Below are 15,737 nucleotides of genomic sequence, written 5' to 3' on the forward strand. Positions count from 1 at the left end.
GAAAGAGGGATTCTCGCGTAAAACTGTCAGCATGGATGTTATGCGACTATGATAAAAAATCACGTGATTACAAAGAAGTGAATCATGTGCAGTCAGACGTCTCCACAACGGTACGGGGTGAAGAAGAGCGACAAACATTAAGTGCCTTTCCAGCGATGACGCGTCCGTGGTGTGCGTCAGTTCGTGTTTTTTAACCGCATTCTTGCGCTAACCTTATGATCTGGCAGACAACATGGGGAGAGACATCATGTGGCAGGCTATCAGTCGTCTTTTAAGCGAGCAATTAGGTGAAGGCGAAATCGAACTGCGTAATGAACTGCCCGGCGGAGAGATTCACGCCGCATGGCATTTACGCTATGCGGGGCGAGATTTTTTCGTCAAATGCGATGAAAGAGAGCTGTTAACCGGCTTTACGGCAGAAGCCGATCAGCTGGAGCTACTTTCCCGCAGTCAAACTGTATCTGTACCGAAAGTCTGGGCAGTAGGCGCAGACAGAGATTACAGCTTTCTGGTGATGGATTTCCTCCCTCCCCGTCCGCTTGATGCGCATAACGCGTTTATCCTCGGTCAACAGCTTGCGCATTTGCACGAATGGAGCGACCAGCCTCAGTTTGGCCTCGACTTCGATAACGCGCTCTCTACCACGCCGCAGCCCAATACCTGGCAACGTCGCTGGTCAACCTTTTTCGCCGAGCAGCGAATAGGCTGGCAACTGGAACTCGCCGCTGAAAAAGGCATTGCGTTTGGCAATATTGATGCCATCGTCGAACATGTCCAGCAACGTCTCTCTTCTCATCAGCCGCAGCCGTCTCTCCTGCACGGTGATTTGTGGTCCGGGAACTGCGCCCTCGGTCCTAACGGTCCGTACATCTTTGACCCTGCCTGCTACTGGGGGGACAGAGAGTGTGACCTGGCAATGCTGCCGTTGCATACCGATCAGCCGCCGCAAATTTATGACGGTTACCAGTCTGTCTCACCACTACCGCTGGACTTTCTCGACAGGCAGCCAATCTACCAGCTCTATACGCTGCTGAATCGAGCAATTCTGTTCGGAGGGCAGCATCTGGTTGTGGCGCAGAAAGCGCTGGATAGATTACTCGCTGCTTAGCTACGTACCGCGTTGATTATCAGGCCTGCCGTTTCGCAACGTGGCAGGCCCGATAGAGCGGCACTTACAAAAAGCCCAGCAATGAGAAGAAGAAGTAGCCGATCACGATAACGATCACCGGCAAAATATAAAGCGGGAAAATTTGTAAGAAGATCGTATGGTGCGGTACTACAATTCGCGATTCAAGTTGCTCGCGGGATAATCCTTCACTGCCTTTTGCCTGTTCCAGAATCAGCTGATCCTCAACGCCTTCGCGTAAGAAACGTGCCTGGCGGCTCATTCTGGCGCCTGAATCCTGCAACGCCAGACCGATAAAAATCAGGATGAATATCAGCCAAAAAACAAGATTCAGTCCACTTTGAAAATCGGGCGTTGGCGAGTTATACCAGAACACGTTAAGAAAAGGTGTATTAACCCGCATCATATCGATCATCACGTGAGCAAAATCGAGCATGACCGCGTTAATTCCTTCCTGCTTTTCGCTGTGCGCATACATAAACTTCAGTACAGAAACCAGTGTTGAAATCAGCGCAGGAATGAAAATTACCCATCCCGCCAGCCTTTTCAAGACGGCAATGCGTCCAGCTTGTTGATACGTCATGAGTTCCCCTTGATAAAGACGTGTCATTTTGGCCTAAGTTTACCCGTTGATAACCGTTTTCGCCTGATCTTTAAAGGCGGTATACTGCTGAATTAGCCATAATGAACGCTCAGAGCCTGTTTTGACTGGCTCTTAATCCCTTTTATCACCGTAAAGGAGAGGTTGTAATGTCAACCCCGCGTCAAATTCTTGCTGCAATTTTCGATATGGATGGATTACTGGTCGATTCTGAACCGCTTTGGGATCAGGCTGAACTGGATGTGATAGCAAGTTTAGGCGTTGATATCTCCCGCCGCCATGAACTTCCCGACACCCTTGGCTTACGCATCGATATGGTGGTCGATTTGTGGTTTGCGCAGCAACCGTGGAACGGTCCCTCACGTCAGGAGGTCACCGAGCGCATCATCACCCGGGCCATTGCGTTAGTGGAAGAAACAAAACCGCTGCTGCCGGGTGTGCGTGAAGCCGTGGCGTTGTGCAAATCTCAGGGAATCAAAGTAGGACTGGCATCCGCCTCGCCGCTGCATATGCTGGAAAAAGTGCTGACCATGTTTGATCTGCGCAGCAGCTTCGACGCGTTGGCTTCTGCAGAAAAACTGCCCTACAGCAAACCGCACCCGCAGGTTTATCTCGATTGCGCCACAAAACTGGGCATTGACCCGTTAAACTGCGTAGCACTGGAAGACTCGGTAAACGGCATGATTGCTTCGAAAGCCGCCCGTATGCGTTCCATCGTGGTACCTGCACATGAAAATCAGGACGATCCCCGCTTCGTCCTTGCCGACGTCAAACTAACCTCGCTCACGGAACTTACTGCCGCTCATCTGCGCGGCTAATCCTGTAACGGGCAATGATCGTATTGCCCGTTTTCTCAGCTCCTTATTTTTAAAACAGCGTTTCATCTTTAATTGAATTTCTGTTTAACCTCTCCTATCCTTGCCCTATAGAGCAAGCGTTAATGACATAAATAGTTGAGGTGAGCATGATTCAGGAAGCTTTTCGTCTCGAAGGTAAAGTAGCCATCGTCACTGGATGTGACACCGGCCTTGGGCAGGGTATGGCAGTGGCGCTGGCTGAAGCGGGCTGCGATGTAGTCGGCGTGAATCGTAAAATACCACATGAAACCGCAGAGAAAATTAACGCTCTCGGTCGACGTTTTATGGCTATTCGGGCCGACCTCAGCCAACAAGATGCTCTCACCAGCATCGTGACACAATCGGTGTCGGCGTTTGGCCGGATCGATATTCTGGTCAACAATGCGGGAACCATACGCCGTCAGGATGCGCTGGACTTCAGCGAAAAGGATTGGGATGACGTGATGAATCTGAATCTTAAATCCGTTTTCTTTCTGTCACAGGCCGTGGCGCGCCAGTTTCAGGCTCAGGGCAATGGCGGAAAAATTATTAACATTGCCTCGATGCTCTCTTTTCAGGGCGGAATCCGCGTCCCTTCCTATACAGCATCAAAAAGCGGCGTACTGGGCATCACTCGCCTGCTCGCCAATGAATGGGCGGCCAAAGGAATTAATGTCAATGCTATCGCACCCGGCTATATGGCGACCAATAATACCCAGCAGCTGCGCGCAGACAGCGAGCGCAATCAGGAGATTATCGATCGTATTCCCGCAGGGCGCTGGGGCACACCAAATGACCTGAAAGGCCCGGTCGTATTCATCGCAAGTCCCGCCTCTGACTATATTCATGGCTATACGCTAGCCGTGGATGGCGGTTGGCTGGCGCGGTAATGGCGCACTTGTGACAAAGGGTTACAACGTCACCTCTTCCGCCTACTGTATAAAACCCCTATACTGTATGAATCGACAGTTTATTGGGTTTTATCATGACGGCGGAAGGCCACCTTCTTTTTTCTATTGCCTGTGCGGTATTTGCCAAGAATGCCGAGCTAACGCCCGTTCTTGCTCAGGGTGACTGGTGGCATATTGTTCCTTCCGCCATTTTAACGTGCCTGCTGCCGGATATTGATCATCCCAAATCCCTGCTGGGGCAGCGTCTGAAGTGGATATCAAAACCCATTGCCCGGGCATTTGGTCATCGCGGGTTTACGCATAGCCTGCTTGCAGTCTTTGCCCTACTGACTACGTTTTACCTGAAAGTCCCGGACACCTGGATAATACCGGCTGATGCCTTACAAGGTATGGTTCTCGGTTATCTCAGCCATATTCTGGCCGATATGCTGACCCCGGCGGGCGTCCCCCTGCTTTGGCCCTGCCGCTGGCGTTTTCGTCTGCCCATCCTCGTGCCGCAAAAAGGCAACCAACTGGAGCGGTTTCTGTGCATGGCACTGTTCGCATGGGCAATCTGGATGCCGCAGACCGTACAAGAGAACAGCGCGGTACGCTGGTCTTCGCAGATGATTAATACGCTACAAATGCAGTTCAATCGTTTCATAACGCATCAGATTGACTAATAAATCAGCCAAAAAGTCATTTTCGGTATAAACAATTCCATTTGAATATAAGAGGCAAGTCACAGTTCTGCTAATCTTGCGCCAACAGAATCACCTTTAAACGGTGATACGTATAATAAGATCAGGAGAACGGGGATGAACTTTCCATTAATCGCGAACATTATCGTGTTCGTAGTGCTGCTGTTCGTGCTGGCGCAAGCCCGTCACAAACAGTGGAGTCTGGCCAAAAAAGTACTGGTCGGTCTGATCATGGGTGTCGTGTTCGGCCTTGCCCTGCACACCATTTATGGTTCCGACAGCCAGGTTCTTAAAGATTCCGTACAGTGGTTCAACATTGTCGGCAACGGTTATGTCCAGTTGCTGCAGATGATTGTTATGCCGCTGGTATTTGCATCTATTCTCAGCGCCGTTGCGCGTCTGCACAATGCCTCTCAGTTAGGTAAAATCAGCTTCCTGACCATCGGAACGCTACTGTTTACCACGCTGATTGCCGCACTGGTTGGGGTTCTGGTGACCAACCTGTTCGGCCTGACCGCCGAAGGTCTGGTGCAAGGTGGTGCCGAGACGGCCCGTCTGAACGCGATTGAAACCAACTATGTTGGCAAAGTGGCTGACCTCAGCGTTCCGCAACTGGTGCTGTCGTTTATTCCGAAAAACCCGTTTGCCGATCTGACTGGCGCCAACCCGACGTCGATTATCAGCGTAGTTATCTTCGCAGCATTCCTGGGTGTAGCCGCACTGAAACTGCTGAAAGATGATGCACCAAAAGGCGAGCGCGTTCTGGTGGCTATCGATACCCTGCAAAGCTGGGTAATGAAGCTGGTTCGTTTGGTGATGCAGTTGACGCCGTACGGTGTTCTGGCGCTGATGACCAAAGTGGTTGCCGGTTCCAACCTTCAGGACATCATTAAGCTGGGTAGCTTCGTCGTGGCCTCTTATCTCGGTCTGGGCATTATGTTCGTGGTTCACGGGATCCTCTTGGGTATTAACGGCGTTAGCCCGCTGAAATACTTCCGTAAGGTGTGGCCGGTGCTGACTTTCGCCTTCACCAGCCGTTCCAGCGCAGCCTCAATTCCGCTGAACGTTGAAGCGCAAACCCGTCGTCTGGGCGTGCCTGAATCCATCGCCTCTTTCGCCGCCTCTTTTGGCGCCACGATTGGTCAGAACGGTTGTGCGGGTCTGTACCCGGCAATGCTGGCAGTAATGGTCGCGCCGACCGTTGGAATCAACCCGCTGGACCCAATGTGGATTGCCACGCTGGTTGGTATCGTGACCGTGAGTTCCGCAGGGGTTGCGGGAGTCGGTGGCGGTGCAACGTTTGCCGCGCTGATCGTTCTGCCTGCTATGGGTCTGCCGGTCACGCTGGTTGCGCTGTTGATCTCCGTTGAACCGCTGATCGACATGGGTCGTACTGCGTTGAACGTAAGCGGTTCCATGACTGCCGGTACGCTGACCAGTCAATGGCTGAAGCAGACCGATAAAACAATTCTGGACAGCGACGATAACGCCGAACTGGCGCATCGCTAAGTCGGTCAGCTAAAAAACAAAAAAACGCCGGAGTATCATGCTCCGGCGGTTTTTTTATATCCATTAATCGCTCAGTTCATTTTCCTGACGAACCTGATTAGCCCAGCGCTGCGCTGATTCCGGGACCGTAAATGCAGGCGAACGTTGAAACGACTCCCCCATTAAGACAAAAGCGACATATTTTCCGCGCAGTATCCATACGTCACGAAACGCATCCATTTTAATCGCATGCTCTGGTGGAGCGGGCTCCACGCGAGGAACATAGCTGATAACCGGACGATTTTGTTGGCGAAGAGGTTTCATAATCAGTTGCTTCACTAAAGACAAATTCTAAAAATCAGAAAACCACTATCTTAGCCGATTTTGCCTCCTGACGTCCTGCCTTGCGTGCGCTGTTTGCCTGGTTCATCGCGCTTTACGTCATCGGCCTGTACCTGCGCCGCTGAGGTCGGGCTCCCGACTTTCATCGCCGCGAACTGTGGGAAGCGATTGAAGCGGGCGATTATTCGGAATATGAACTGGGGCTACAGCTCATTCCCGAAGAGGACGAATTCAAGTTCGATTTTGACCTGCTCGATCCAACGAAATTGATACCTGAAGAACTGGTTCCGGTACAACTCGTCGGTAAAATGGTGCTAAACCGCAATCCGGACAATTTTTTCGCCGAAAATGAGCAAGTGGCTTTTCATCCCGGACACATCGTCCCGGGCATCGATTTTACTAACGATCCCTTGTTGCAAGGCCGCTTGTTCTCCTATACCGATACCCAGATCAGTCGTCTGGGTGGACCCAACTTCCATGAAATCCCAATTAATCGCCCAACCTGTCCGTATCATAATTTCCAGCGTGACGGCATGCATTGCATGGACATCGATACCAATCCGGCCAACTATGAACCGAATTCCATCAATGATAACTGGCCGCATGGTCGCCATTTTACTTAATAACCAGGTGAAATCGGCCGTTCTGCTCGCCATCATGCAAGCCCTACAGGCCGAAGGTGTTCATGCCAAACTACTCTATTCCCGGATGGGGAATGTAGTTGCCGATGATGGATCTACCCTGACGGTCGATGCGGTTATCGTTCCGTGCGGCAATCTCGCGGATATCGTTACGAACGATGATGCCCGATATTACTTATTCGAAGCGTATAAGCACTTGAAACCTATCCCCCTGGCTGGCGATGCTCGTCAGTTTAAAGCAACGTTGAATATCAAAAAGGAAGGAGAAGAAGGCGTGGTGGAAGCGGACAGTGCAGACACACAGTTCATGGATACCCTGCTGACGCTGATGACCGCGCACCGCGTCTGGTCACGCGCCGGAAAAATAGACACGATTCCGGCCTAAAAAAATGCGGCGCATTAAGCGCCGCAAACTCAGGAATTACACGTTCAGAAAACTGCCAAGACGATAACCGCGCTCCGCAATAGCATATTTCAGTGACGAAGACGTCAGCACGTCGAGCTCAGTTAAGCGGGGGTAACAGTAGGCACTTTGACGAATAATGTCATCGATAAAAGCCGGATGACACATCACTTCCAGCGAGGATTCTCCGCGATCGGCTGACGCATCAAGCGTCTGCAAAAACAGAGCTTCAGAAATCGCCTCACCGTAAAACTCGCTGCTGAATCCCTGGGAAGTCCGTAAGGTTTCCGGTAAGTCAGACGCCTGGAATATCGCCTGACGATCGATACGCAACGCAATCCCCTTCTGGGCAGCAAACCTTGCTACGATAGGGAAAATTTGCGGGAACATATGCACATGGTGATGGCTATCCAGATGCGTCGGCTCCCACCCGAACAGGTCAATAAAACGCTGATACTGTGCGGCCAGTTCCTGAGAAATTTCATCCAGCGGCAGAGTGTCTTCCTCCGCCATCTGCCAGATCCATTTCCCCAGTACACCGTCACGAGTAAGGCCTGGCATTGCCGTCAACGGCCTGCCCAGTGTCAGAACAAAGTGCATTCCGACGGCAAGTTCAGGTATGTCGCGACTCAGTTGTACCGCATGGTCAATTGCCGCACCGTTAACCAGCGCCGTGGTCGAGGTGACAACACCATTGCGACAAGCTTCAACAATGCCGTAGTTTTGTCCTTTACTCAGGCCAAAATCATCCGCATTCACAATCAGTACGCGTTCCATAGCCGACCTCAGTTAGTGTTGTTCGCTTTTGAGTTTCTCAATGCACCCGGCGAAGTTTGGCAGCCATTTTTCATGCGCCAGAATCAGCTCACGCGCCAGAATTTCGGCATCGCTGTCAGAATGCACCAGCGGGCTCAGGTTCAGCGCCAGCAGCACATCATTCAACTCACCGCTCAACGCTGCGTTGCTCGCCGCCACTTCAAAACCTTTAATGGTATAGATAAGGCCGAGCACTTTCTCATCAAAATGGGTAATTCGCGGATGCGGCGTAGCACCGTTACGCCCCAGCGTACAGGTCATCTCAACCGCCCAGTCCGCAGGAATATTATCAACATGCCCATGATGTGGAATGTTGACATAGTGCTCAGTCTGTTTGTCGTTGTAGATGGCATTGATCACTTCACAGGCCGCATCGGAGTAATAGGCCCCGCCGCGCTGCTCCAGCTCTTTCGGTTTAACGTTTAGCTCAGGATTTTTATAGAGATCAAACAGTTGTTTTTCTACTTTTTGTACTACCTGAGCACGTGCGCCACCCTTATAGTACTCGCCCATTTCGATCGCCAGCATCTCTTTTGGCTTGAAGTAGTACAGCAGATACGAGCACGGCAGCAGCTTCAGCGAACGAATCAACCCTTCGCTGAACGGCAGGTCGAAGATGTTCTTCACGCCAGAGGCTTTCAACTGACCCGAAGCAACGCCGTCCAGCAGTTCATCAAAGCGTGACACACCGTTGACCAGAACATCCTTAATGAAGACCATATGGTTCAGACCAAACAGGTCGATAGATAAGTCATCGCTCTCTTTCAGCGCCAGCACGTCGCTGATGAACATTTTCATGCCGATCGGAATATTACATACGCCGATGAATTTCTTAAAATTCGTATGGCGATAAACCGCCTCAGTCACCATCCCGGCTGGGTTAGTGAAGTTGATCACCCACGCATTCGGGCACAGTTCTTCCACATCTTTAACAATATCAAAGATAACCGGAATGGTACGAAGGCCTTTGAACAACCCGCCAGCGCCGTTGGTTTCCTGCCCCAGATACCCGTGGCTCAGCGGAATGCGTTCATCCTTTTCACGGGCTTGCAGCTGCCCTACACGCAGCTGGGTGGTAACGAAATCAGCATCTTTCAGTGCTTCACGGCGATCCAGCGTTTTAAACAACTTCATCGGCACGCCGGCTTTATCGATCATGCGCTGGCATAGGTCAAAAATAATGTCCAGTTTCTCTTTTCCACCGTCGACATCAACCAGCCACAACTCAGAAACCGGTAATTCATGATAGCGCTTAATAAAGCCTTCAAGTAATTCAGGGGTGTAGCTGCTCCCGCCACCGATAGTGACGACTTTTAATTTCTGGCTCATACTTTCTCCCTTCAGTGTCAAAACACTGACGTGTATTATGCTCAACCCGTATGTCAGGTATAGCGTGGCTGTCCCGACGCTATTTTGGGCAAGCTATAAAAAATGGGTTATTGGCAAATAATTTCTACTGATTAAATTCAGTTAATTTCTTACGGTAGCTATTCGGTGTAAACGACGTCAGCTTTTTAAACGTTTTAATAAACAGGCTTGGACTACTGTAGCCAGACTCGTAAGCAATATCCGTTACAGAATAGTTCGTCATTTCCAGCTGTTTTTTAGCAAAGTTAATGCGGATTTCATTAATAATCTGCATCGGCGTTTTGCTGTAATAACGCTGGGTTGCACGGGTCAGATACTCCTGGGATTTCGCGGAAAGGTGTACCATATTTTCCAGCGCGTTCTCGCTAAACTGCCGTTTGTCGTGCATGGTCTCGACGGTGGTTTTAAGCCACTGCGGAATATCATCCAACACCTGCTCTTCGCGATGATGACGTAACCGATTAATAATATAGAAGGTGACCACTTCTACAAATTCATCCAGTCCGCTCTCGCGAAAGTTAAGTGATGCAATAACCGTTTCAATATAGGTAAGAAACGAGTTATTCGCCCGATAGACCTGCGATGCAACGAAACAAAATGGCAGTAGCGGGTGATAGTGCTGTTCAAAAAAACGTTTACTGATGCCGACGTTAAGGATCCTTGTCGCACCAAAATCATAAAAACTTTGGTGGTGCGATCCCAACGGGATAAAGACAAAGTCTCCACGTTCGAGTAGTACGCGTTTACCGTTGATTTCCTGATAATAGCGCCCGGTTAAAACCAGGGTAAATTCATAGTAGTCATGCTGATGCAGCCCGCTGATACTCTCAGTTTTGTTATAGATGAACACATGGAAATTTTTGCCATTAAACAGCTGCTGTTCATAAACGGTTTTGATTTCCGGTGCGTTAATCTGTAGCTGCATTATGCACTCCTCGCTATTTCAGCTTTTCGTGAAGTTCAATCAGTTCAGTCACCAGCTCACGCGCCAGCATTGATGTCATCAGGTGGTCCTGCGCGTGGACCAGCACCAGGCTAACTTTCATTTTACCTTCGCCCTGATCGCCTTCAATCAGTTTCGTTTGCACGAGGTGCGCTTCGTTCAGCGCCAGACGAGACTGGTCCATCATCGCCTTGGCCGACTCGAAATCGCCTTGCTTGGCCATTTTGAGTGCGCCGTACGCCAGGCTACGCGCCTGACCGGAGTTGATGATGAGGCCCATCACCACTTCTTCAAGTTCTTCTGCTTCGGACTGCGTGTCGACGATATTCTCGATGTCCAACATACTTTTTTCCTCTGGTTCAGTCCGGCATGACCGTGAAGCCATGCCGGATTAAATTTAGAATTTCAATGCGTTAGCGATATCTTCTTCGCTTTCTTCTTGGTCAATAACGTTCTGCGCTTTGTTGGCTACCACCACGAACGGCAGGTAAACCAGCGTTGCGATACCGAGGTTGAACAGCGCGACCAGCAGAGCAGCGACACTACCGTTGGTGTTAAAGAACGCGCCCAAACCGGTTGGCATGGTCCACGGTGCAATGTTGGTAATCGGTGGAATAATGCCTGAGTAATAAGCTGCCAGCGTAATCGCCGCCAGTATCGGTTGCACCAGGATGAACGGGATAAACATCACCGGGTTCATGATGATCGGCAGACCGAACAGGATAGGTTCGTTAATCTGGAACAGACCTGATGGCAGTGCCAGTTTAGCAACCTGACGATAGTCAGGACGACGCGATGCCAGGAAGATAGCGATAATCAGACCCAGCGTTGCCCCGCTACCCCCAAGGAAAATATAGGAGTCGAGCATCGGTTTCGCCCAGACGTGGAACGTCTTACCGGCTTCCAGCGCGGCATCTACGGAACCAAACTGTTGGTAGATAGAGATGTTTTCCAGCGCCCATGGCGTCATGATACCGCTGTCCAGCGCAGTCAGCGCCAGTGAACCGTGAATACCGAAGAACCACAGCAGCGGAACAAAAATCACGTAGGCCCAGCCCACCACGCTGCCCAACGACGCCAGCGGAGTTGAAATGGAATCCATAATGATCTGGTGGAAGTTCGTACCCCAGGTGTTCAATGCCCAGGCGATGATCCCCATAATGGAGAGGATAAGGAAGCCAGGAATCAGCGCAGAGAAAGAGCGCGATACAGATGTCGGTACGCTATCAGGTAATTTAATGACCCAATTGCGACGAACCACAAAGGTGAACATTTCCGCGACCGCGAGGCCGATAATGATACCGGAAATAATATTGGCACCGCCGAGCCAGTTCGCGCCAACGGCATAGGCTTCACCCACGCTATAAGGCGTTACGGTCATAAACGCGGCGACAGATAACAGCCCGGCAGCCAGTGAGTCGACTTTACGTTCTTCTGCCAGCGCCATGCCGATAAAGAACGGTGCCATCAATGACATGATACCCAGCGTACCGTTATAGACGTTTCCACCAATGCCTTTCAAGCTATTCAGCGTTTCAATAGTTGAAGCATCAAGTCGAATGCCCATTGAATAAAAAAACGACCCCTCCCCAAAGCTCAGGAAAACGTTATTGATTAATACAAACATGGCCCCTGCGAGGGTTAACGGCATTAAACGAATAAAACCGTTCTTGATTGCATTAACGTGTGGCTGCTTTCCAATTTTTACAGCAAAAGGAAGGAGTACCTTTTCAAGTGAAGCAATAGCGTTACTCATAGAAAAATACCCTTAAATACCGCAATTAATAATTGCGGTGAATGTTAATGAAATAACTCTTTGACGGGAAAAATTAAAATAAAATAATTAATTTGCTGCGGCTTTTTTAATTGCTGCAACAGCAGCCTTAAGCACGCCTAAACCATCGACTTTGCCATACAGCAGCGAGTCAATCACTTCCACAGGTTTGTTGGGTAACAAACGCTGAATTTCGGGCAACATATAAGCAATTTGTGGACCTAATAACACGACATCGGCGGCTGGACCTTTTTCTCCGGCCAGCGTTTCAGGAAACGCTTCAATAATAACCGGCACTTCGTATTTTTCGGCCTGAGCACGCATCTTCGAAACCAACAATGAAGTCGACATGCCCGCAGAACAAAACAGATAAATGTGTTTCTTTTCCATTAAAACGATCCTCATGTGCGATTATCTGTCAACCAGACACTCCGCAAGCCATAACCTGCATCCATGCTCTGGGTAACTTGCGTCAGCTAAATTACTTTTTTAGGTGGCTGAAATGAGTATACGGGATTGCACCAGTTGATGGTATTTCCTTGACCAACTAAATTGTCTCTCCTTGACCTGTTGTTATGACCCCCCTCACATTTCGGGCAAATAATTCGCGGCAATAAATAAGATCGTTCGGCACAAAAAAACCGGCACGATGGCCGGTTCGTCTGAATGCTCAGGCAATAAGCAGTTGTTACTTCTTCGCCGCCTGCGGGTCGGTGTCGTACTCTGCGCAGGTCTGGTAACCGGAGTTAATCACATGTCCGGTGTCATCTAAAGCAACAAAATAGGTTTCAGCTTTACCATCTCGTTGACCCAGGATGTAGGTCTGGCATGTCCCTCGCGCATGAATCATGCTGACTTCAGAAGAAGGTTTGCCGGCAATCTGCGCCACCTGCGCCCGACTCATCCCTTTCTTCACATCTTTCACCACGGGCTGAACAAATTGGTCTTTGGTACGATCGTAAGCCGTACACCCTGCCAGCATAGTCAAAACAGCCGCTGCACTCAGAATTCCTGTTAGGTTCTTGTTCATATTCCGTCCTCTTGTATTTCAGCGTGTTATATAAGCCTGGAGCACAACAACGCATTTTTCAAGCAATCAGATGATACTTAGGCAGTTTCGGAAAATTCTATTAAAACAAAATGATGCTCGCATCCCTTGTCGTTTGGGCCTCAACGCGATAATTTTAACACATCATTTTTTTGATCATTTCATTTTCCATAGGGGGTTAAATGACTCTGCAGCAAGAGATAATCCAGGCGCTTGGCGCAAAACCGCACATCAATGCAGAAGAAGAAATTCGCCGCAGCGTGGATTTCCTTAAATCTTATCTGCAGACCTACCCCTTTCTGAAATCACTGGTATTAGGGATTAGCGGCGGGCAGGACTCAACGCTCGCGGGAAAACTATGCCAGATGGCTATTTCCGAGCTTCGCGAAGAAACGGGGAATGACGCGCTGCAGTTTATTGCCGTACGTCTGCCATATGGCGTTCAGGCTGATGAACAGGACTGTCAGGATGCCATCGCCTTTATCCAACCGGACCGCGTACTCACCGTCAATATTAAGGGTGCGGTACTGGCCAGTGAACAGGCCCTGCGTGATGCGGGTATTGAACTGAGCGATTTTGTCCGTGGCAATGAAAAAGCCCGTGAACGTATGAAGGCTCAGTACAGTATCGCCGGCATGACCAGCGGCGTTGTCGTGGGAACCGATCATGCAGCAGAAGCCATCACCGGATTTTTCACCAAATACGGCGATGGCGGTACTGACATTAACCCTATTTTCCGTTTGAACAAGCGTCAGGGTAAGCAACTGCTTGCCGCGCTGGGTTGCCCGGAACATTTATATAAGAAAGCACCAACCGCCGATCTCGAAGACGATCGTCCTTCTCTGCCGGATGAAGCCGCATTAGGCGTCACCTATGACAACATCGACGATTATCTGGAAGGAAAAACGCTGGCTGCCGACGTCGCGAAAAAAATTGAAGGCTGGTATCTGAAGACCGAGCACAAACGTCGCACACCGATTACGGTGTTTGATGACTTCTGGAAAAAAGCGTAATTCTTTTAGTCACATATTGCCGGATAGCACTGGGATCACCGCTGTCCGGTCCCTTTTCCTGATCTGATGCCGCTTTTTTAATCGGTTCCAAACTGTTACACTGGATGGATAACCAGCATCCGGAGTGAGAAGTGGTACGGCGTCAATCAGCCCCGCGCCTGACATTTGAGGCAGCGGCAATCTATGAATATCCTGAGCACCTGCGTCCATTTTTGAGTGCGCTTCCCGCCGTGCCAGGCGTCTATCTGTTTCACAGTGAAAGCGACACTATGCCGCTCTATATTGGTAAAAGCGTCAATATTCGCAGCCGCGTGATGGCACATCTGCGTACCGCAAACGAAGCAGCAATGCTGCGTCAGGCCAAACGCATTAGCTGGATTTGTACCGCGGGAGAAATTGGTGCCCTGCTGCTGGAAGCGCGATTGATCAAAGAACAACAGCCGTTGTTTAATAAACGACTGCGGCGCAATCGTCAGCTTTGCGCCTTGCAGCTTACCGACCGAACTGTTCAGGTTGTCTACGCACGAGATATTGATTTCTCCCATGCCCCCAATCTGTTTGGCCTGTTTGCCAATCGTCGCGCAGCGCTACAAGCGTTGCAAAGCCTCGCGGATGAACAGCAGCTGTGCTACGGCCTGTTGGGGCTGGAACCCCTGAGTCGCGGGCGCGCCTGTTTTCGCTCCGCGCTTAAGCGATGCGCCGGAGCGTGCTGCGGGAAAGAGAGTCATGAAGCCCATCATTTGCGTCTGTTAGAGGCGCTGGAAAGAGTGAGAGTGATTTGCTGGCCATGGAGCAATGCCATTGCGCTGCAGGAAACCCGCGCTGAAATGACACAGTACCATATCATCAACAACTGGCTGTGGCTGGGAGCCGTTTCAACGCTGGATGAAGCGGCTACCCTGGCGCGTATGCCGGCCGGCTTTGACCATGATGGCTACAAAATTCTCTGCCGGCCTGTTCTGTCTGGTCAATATGACATTATTGAACTGCGTCCGGAGAATGGCCCGGCATCCAGTTAATCTCGCTGAACAGCAGTTTTCCCTCGCGCTCCAGCAGTCGTAAGGTGTGTTTACCGTCGTGCCAGCTTGCACCCTGATCGGCGGTCAGTAGCTTATCGCCCAGTTGCCAGGCACCGCTGATAACAAATACCACGCCGCCGCGCGAACCAAAAGTCGTAAACGTGCGGTCGGCAACTCTGACTTTCGCCTGGCAGACATCCCGTCGGGTCATGATATTGAAATCCATCGACATCTGCCCTTCTGTCAGCTTCGCTTTTACCACCTTGTCACCGGCAAAGGTAAAAGGCTGATGCTGTTTCAGAGTATGTGTGAAGGTGTTTGACTCTTCCAGGGTCACTTCTCCACCTTCCAGCAGGGTAATCACGCGTTCTACGCCGGGAAAGAGAGAAAACTCTCCGTTGGCTGCAATGGAGGCGATACTCGCCCGCCAGTGAAAATCTCGTGTTGCTGGCGGAAAACAGCAAATCTCACGGGTTTCTCCCGCACCATTTCGCCACAGATTGACCGGCATTTTGCGGATATCAAAGTATTCCATCATCCCTCCAGAAAGACGCAGCACGGCAACCCGCCGTAAACAGGCAGCCATAAATCATCATTGGTATGTTCACCCTGCAGATTATTGTTATCGGCAGCAGAGTTGATTTGCCTTAGCGATGAACCCGGTGTTTTGCAAAAAAGAATAACGCGCTGATCCAGGTAGAATTTTCACGGGCTTCAGGAGAATAGCG

Annotated in this window: 17 protein-coding genes and 1 pseudogene; 8 read left to right on the forward strand and 10 right to left on the reverse strand. The window is 50.4% G+C overall.

The window, feature by feature from the left end:
- Positions 1 to 247 precede the first annotated feature (247 nt).
- Positions 248 to 1,108, forward strand: a complete 861-nt coding sequence (locus tag GFB57_RS17500) for a fructosamine kinase family protein (protein ID WP_003030598.1) — start codon at positions 248 to 250, stop codon at positions 1,106 to 1,108.
- Positions 1,109 to 1,172: 64 nt separating this feature from the next.
- On the opposite strand, the gene GFB57_RS17505 is transcribed toward GFB57_RS17500, so the two are convergent.
- Positions 1,173 to 1,709, reverse strand: coding sequence for a YniB family protein (locus GFB57_RS17505; RefSeq protein WP_003030600.1), 537 nt, complete (start codon positions 1,707 to 1,709; stop codon positions 1,173 to 1,175).
- A gap of 167 nt (positions 1,710 to 1,876) precedes the next feature.
- On the opposite strand from GFB57_RS17505, the gene hxpB reads away from it, so the two are divergent.
- The 4 genes from hxpB (at position 1,877) to tcyP (ending at position 5,663) form a co-directional block, all read left to right on the forward strand.
- A complete protein-coding gene (hxpB, locus tag GFB57_RS17510; protein WP_003030602.1) occupies positions 1,877 to 2,545 on the forward strand; it encodes a hexitol phosphatase HxpB in 669 nt (222 codons plus the stop codon).
- A gap of 146 nt (positions 2,546 to 2,691) precedes the next feature.
- Complete coding sequence (kduD, locus tag GFB57_RS17515) at positions 2,692 to 3,453, forward strand: 2-dehydro-3-deoxy-D-gluconate 5-dehydrogenase KduD (RefSeq protein WP_003030604.1); 762 nt, start codon at positions 2,692 to 2,694, stop codon at positions 3,451 to 3,453.
- Between the two features lie 83 nt (positions 3,454 to 3,536).
- Positions 3,537 to 4,136, forward strand: a complete 600-nt coding sequence (locus GFB57_RS17520) for a metal-dependent hydrolase (RefSeq protein WP_086551139.1) — start codon at positions 3,537 to 3,539, stop codon at positions 4,134 to 4,136.
- A gap of 135 nt (positions 4,137 to 4,271) precedes the next feature.
- Entirely contained in the window at positions 4,272 to 5,663 is a 1,392-nt protein-coding gene (gene tcyP, locus GFB57_RS17525) for a cystine/sulfocysteine:cation symporter (protein WP_003030608.1), read from the forward strand.
- Between the two features lie 63 nt (positions 5,664 to 5,726).
- Here the strand turns inward: tcyP and cedA are convergent, their stop codons facing one another.
- Entirely contained in the window at positions 5,727 to 5,990 is a 264-nt protein-coding gene (cedA, locus tag GFB57_RS17530; protein ID WP_071524328.1) for a cell division activator CedA, read from the reverse strand.
- A gap of 119 nt (positions 5,991 to 6,109) precedes the next feature.
- On the opposite strand from cedA, the pseudogene GFB57_RS17535 reads away from it, so the two are divergent.
- Positions 6,110 to 7,010: pseudogene (locus GFB57_RS17535) on the forward strand (catalase); the annotation flags it as partial.
- Positions 7,011 to 7,046: 36 nt separating this feature from the next.
- Here the strand turns inward: GFB57_RS17535 and chbG are convergent.
- The 7 genes from chbG to osmE all read right to left on the reverse strand — a co-directional run bounded on the left by chbG (position 7,047) and on the right by osmE (position 12,959).
- Complete coding sequence (gene chbG, locus GFB57_RS17540; protein ID WP_003030615.1) at positions 7,047 to 7,805, reverse strand: chitin disaccharide deacetylase; 759 nt, start codon at positions 7,803 to 7,805, stop codon at positions 7,047 to 7,049.
- A gap of 12 nt (positions 7,806 to 7,817) precedes the next feature.
- Positions 7,818 to 9,173 (reverse strand): 6-phospho-beta-glucosidase, encoded by a 1,356-nt coding sequence (locus tag GFB57_RS17545; protein WP_003030616.1) that lies wholly within the window; start codon positions 9,171 to 9,173, stop codon positions 7,818 to 7,820.
- 124 nt (positions 9,174 to 9,297) lie between these two features.
- Entirely contained in the window at positions 9,298 to 10,140 is an 843-nt protein-coding gene (gene chbR / locus GFB57_RS17550; RefSeq protein ID WP_085951046.1) for a transcriptional regulator ChbR, read from the reverse strand.
- Between the two features lie 10 nt (positions 10,141 to 10,150).
- Positions 10,151 to 10,498: a PTS N,N'-diacetylchitobiose transporter subunit IIA gene (chbA, locus tag GFB57_RS17555; protein ID WP_003030618.1), complete on the reverse strand. Its 348-nt coding sequence runs from the start codon at positions 10,496 to 10,498 to the stop codon at positions 10,151 to 10,153.
- Between the two features lie 54 nt (positions 10,499 to 10,552).
- Positions 10,553 to 11,911, reverse strand: a complete 1,359-nt coding sequence (chbC, locus tag GFB57_RS17560; RefSeq protein WP_003030619.1) for a PTS N,N'-diacetylchitobiose transporter subunit IIC — start codon at positions 11,909 to 11,911, stop codon at positions 10,553 to 10,555.
- An 87-nt stretch (positions 11,912 to 11,998) separates the two neighbouring features.
- Complete coding sequence (gene chbB, locus GFB57_RS17565) at positions 11,999 to 12,319, reverse strand: PTS N,N'-diacetylchitobiose transporter subunit IIB (RefSeq protein WP_003030620.1); 321 nt, start codon at positions 12,317 to 12,319, stop codon at positions 11,999 to 12,001.
- Between the two features lie 298 nt (positions 12,320 to 12,617).
- Positions 12,618 to 12,959 carry an osmotically-inducible lipoprotein OsmE gene (gene osmE / locus GFB57_RS17570; RefSeq protein WP_003030621.1) on the reverse strand — a complete coding sequence of 114 codons (342 nt, stop codon included), beginning with the start codon at positions 12,957 to 12,959 and terminating at the stop codon, positions 12,618 to 12,620.
- A gap of 200 nt (positions 12,960 to 13,159) precedes the next feature.
- Here osmE and nadE point away from each other — a divergent pair, with 200 nt between their 5' ends.
- Positions 13,160 to 13,990, forward strand: coding sequence for an ammonia-dependent NAD(+) synthetase (gene nadE / locus GFB57_RS17575; RefSeq protein WP_003030622.1), 831 nt, complete (start codon positions 13,160 to 13,162; stop codon positions 13,988 to 13,990).
- A 131-nt stretch (positions 13,991 to 14,121) separates the two neighbouring features.
- Positions 14,122 to 15,009 carry an excinuclease Cho gene (cho, locus tag GFB57_RS17580; RefSeq protein ID WP_003030624.1) on the forward strand — a complete coding sequence of 296 codons (888 nt, stop codon included), beginning with the start codon at positions 14,122 to 14,124 and terminating at the stop codon, positions 15,007 to 15,009.
- Here cho and ves read toward each other — a convergent pair.
- Entirely contained in the window at positions 14,969 to 15,544 is a 576-nt protein-coding gene (gene ves / locus GFB57_RS17585) for an environmental stress-induced protein Ves (RefSeq protein ID WP_003030626.1), read from the reverse strand. The two genes, cho and ves, sit on opposite strands and share 41 nt — an antisense overlap.
- Positions 15,545 to 15,737 lie beyond the last annotated feature (193 nt).

It is taken from the genome of Citrobacter sp. S39, from assembly GCF_009495675.1.
GTDB lineage: Bacteria > Pseudomonadota > Gammaproteobacteria > Enterobacterales > Enterobacteriaceae > Citrobacter > Citrobacter freundii.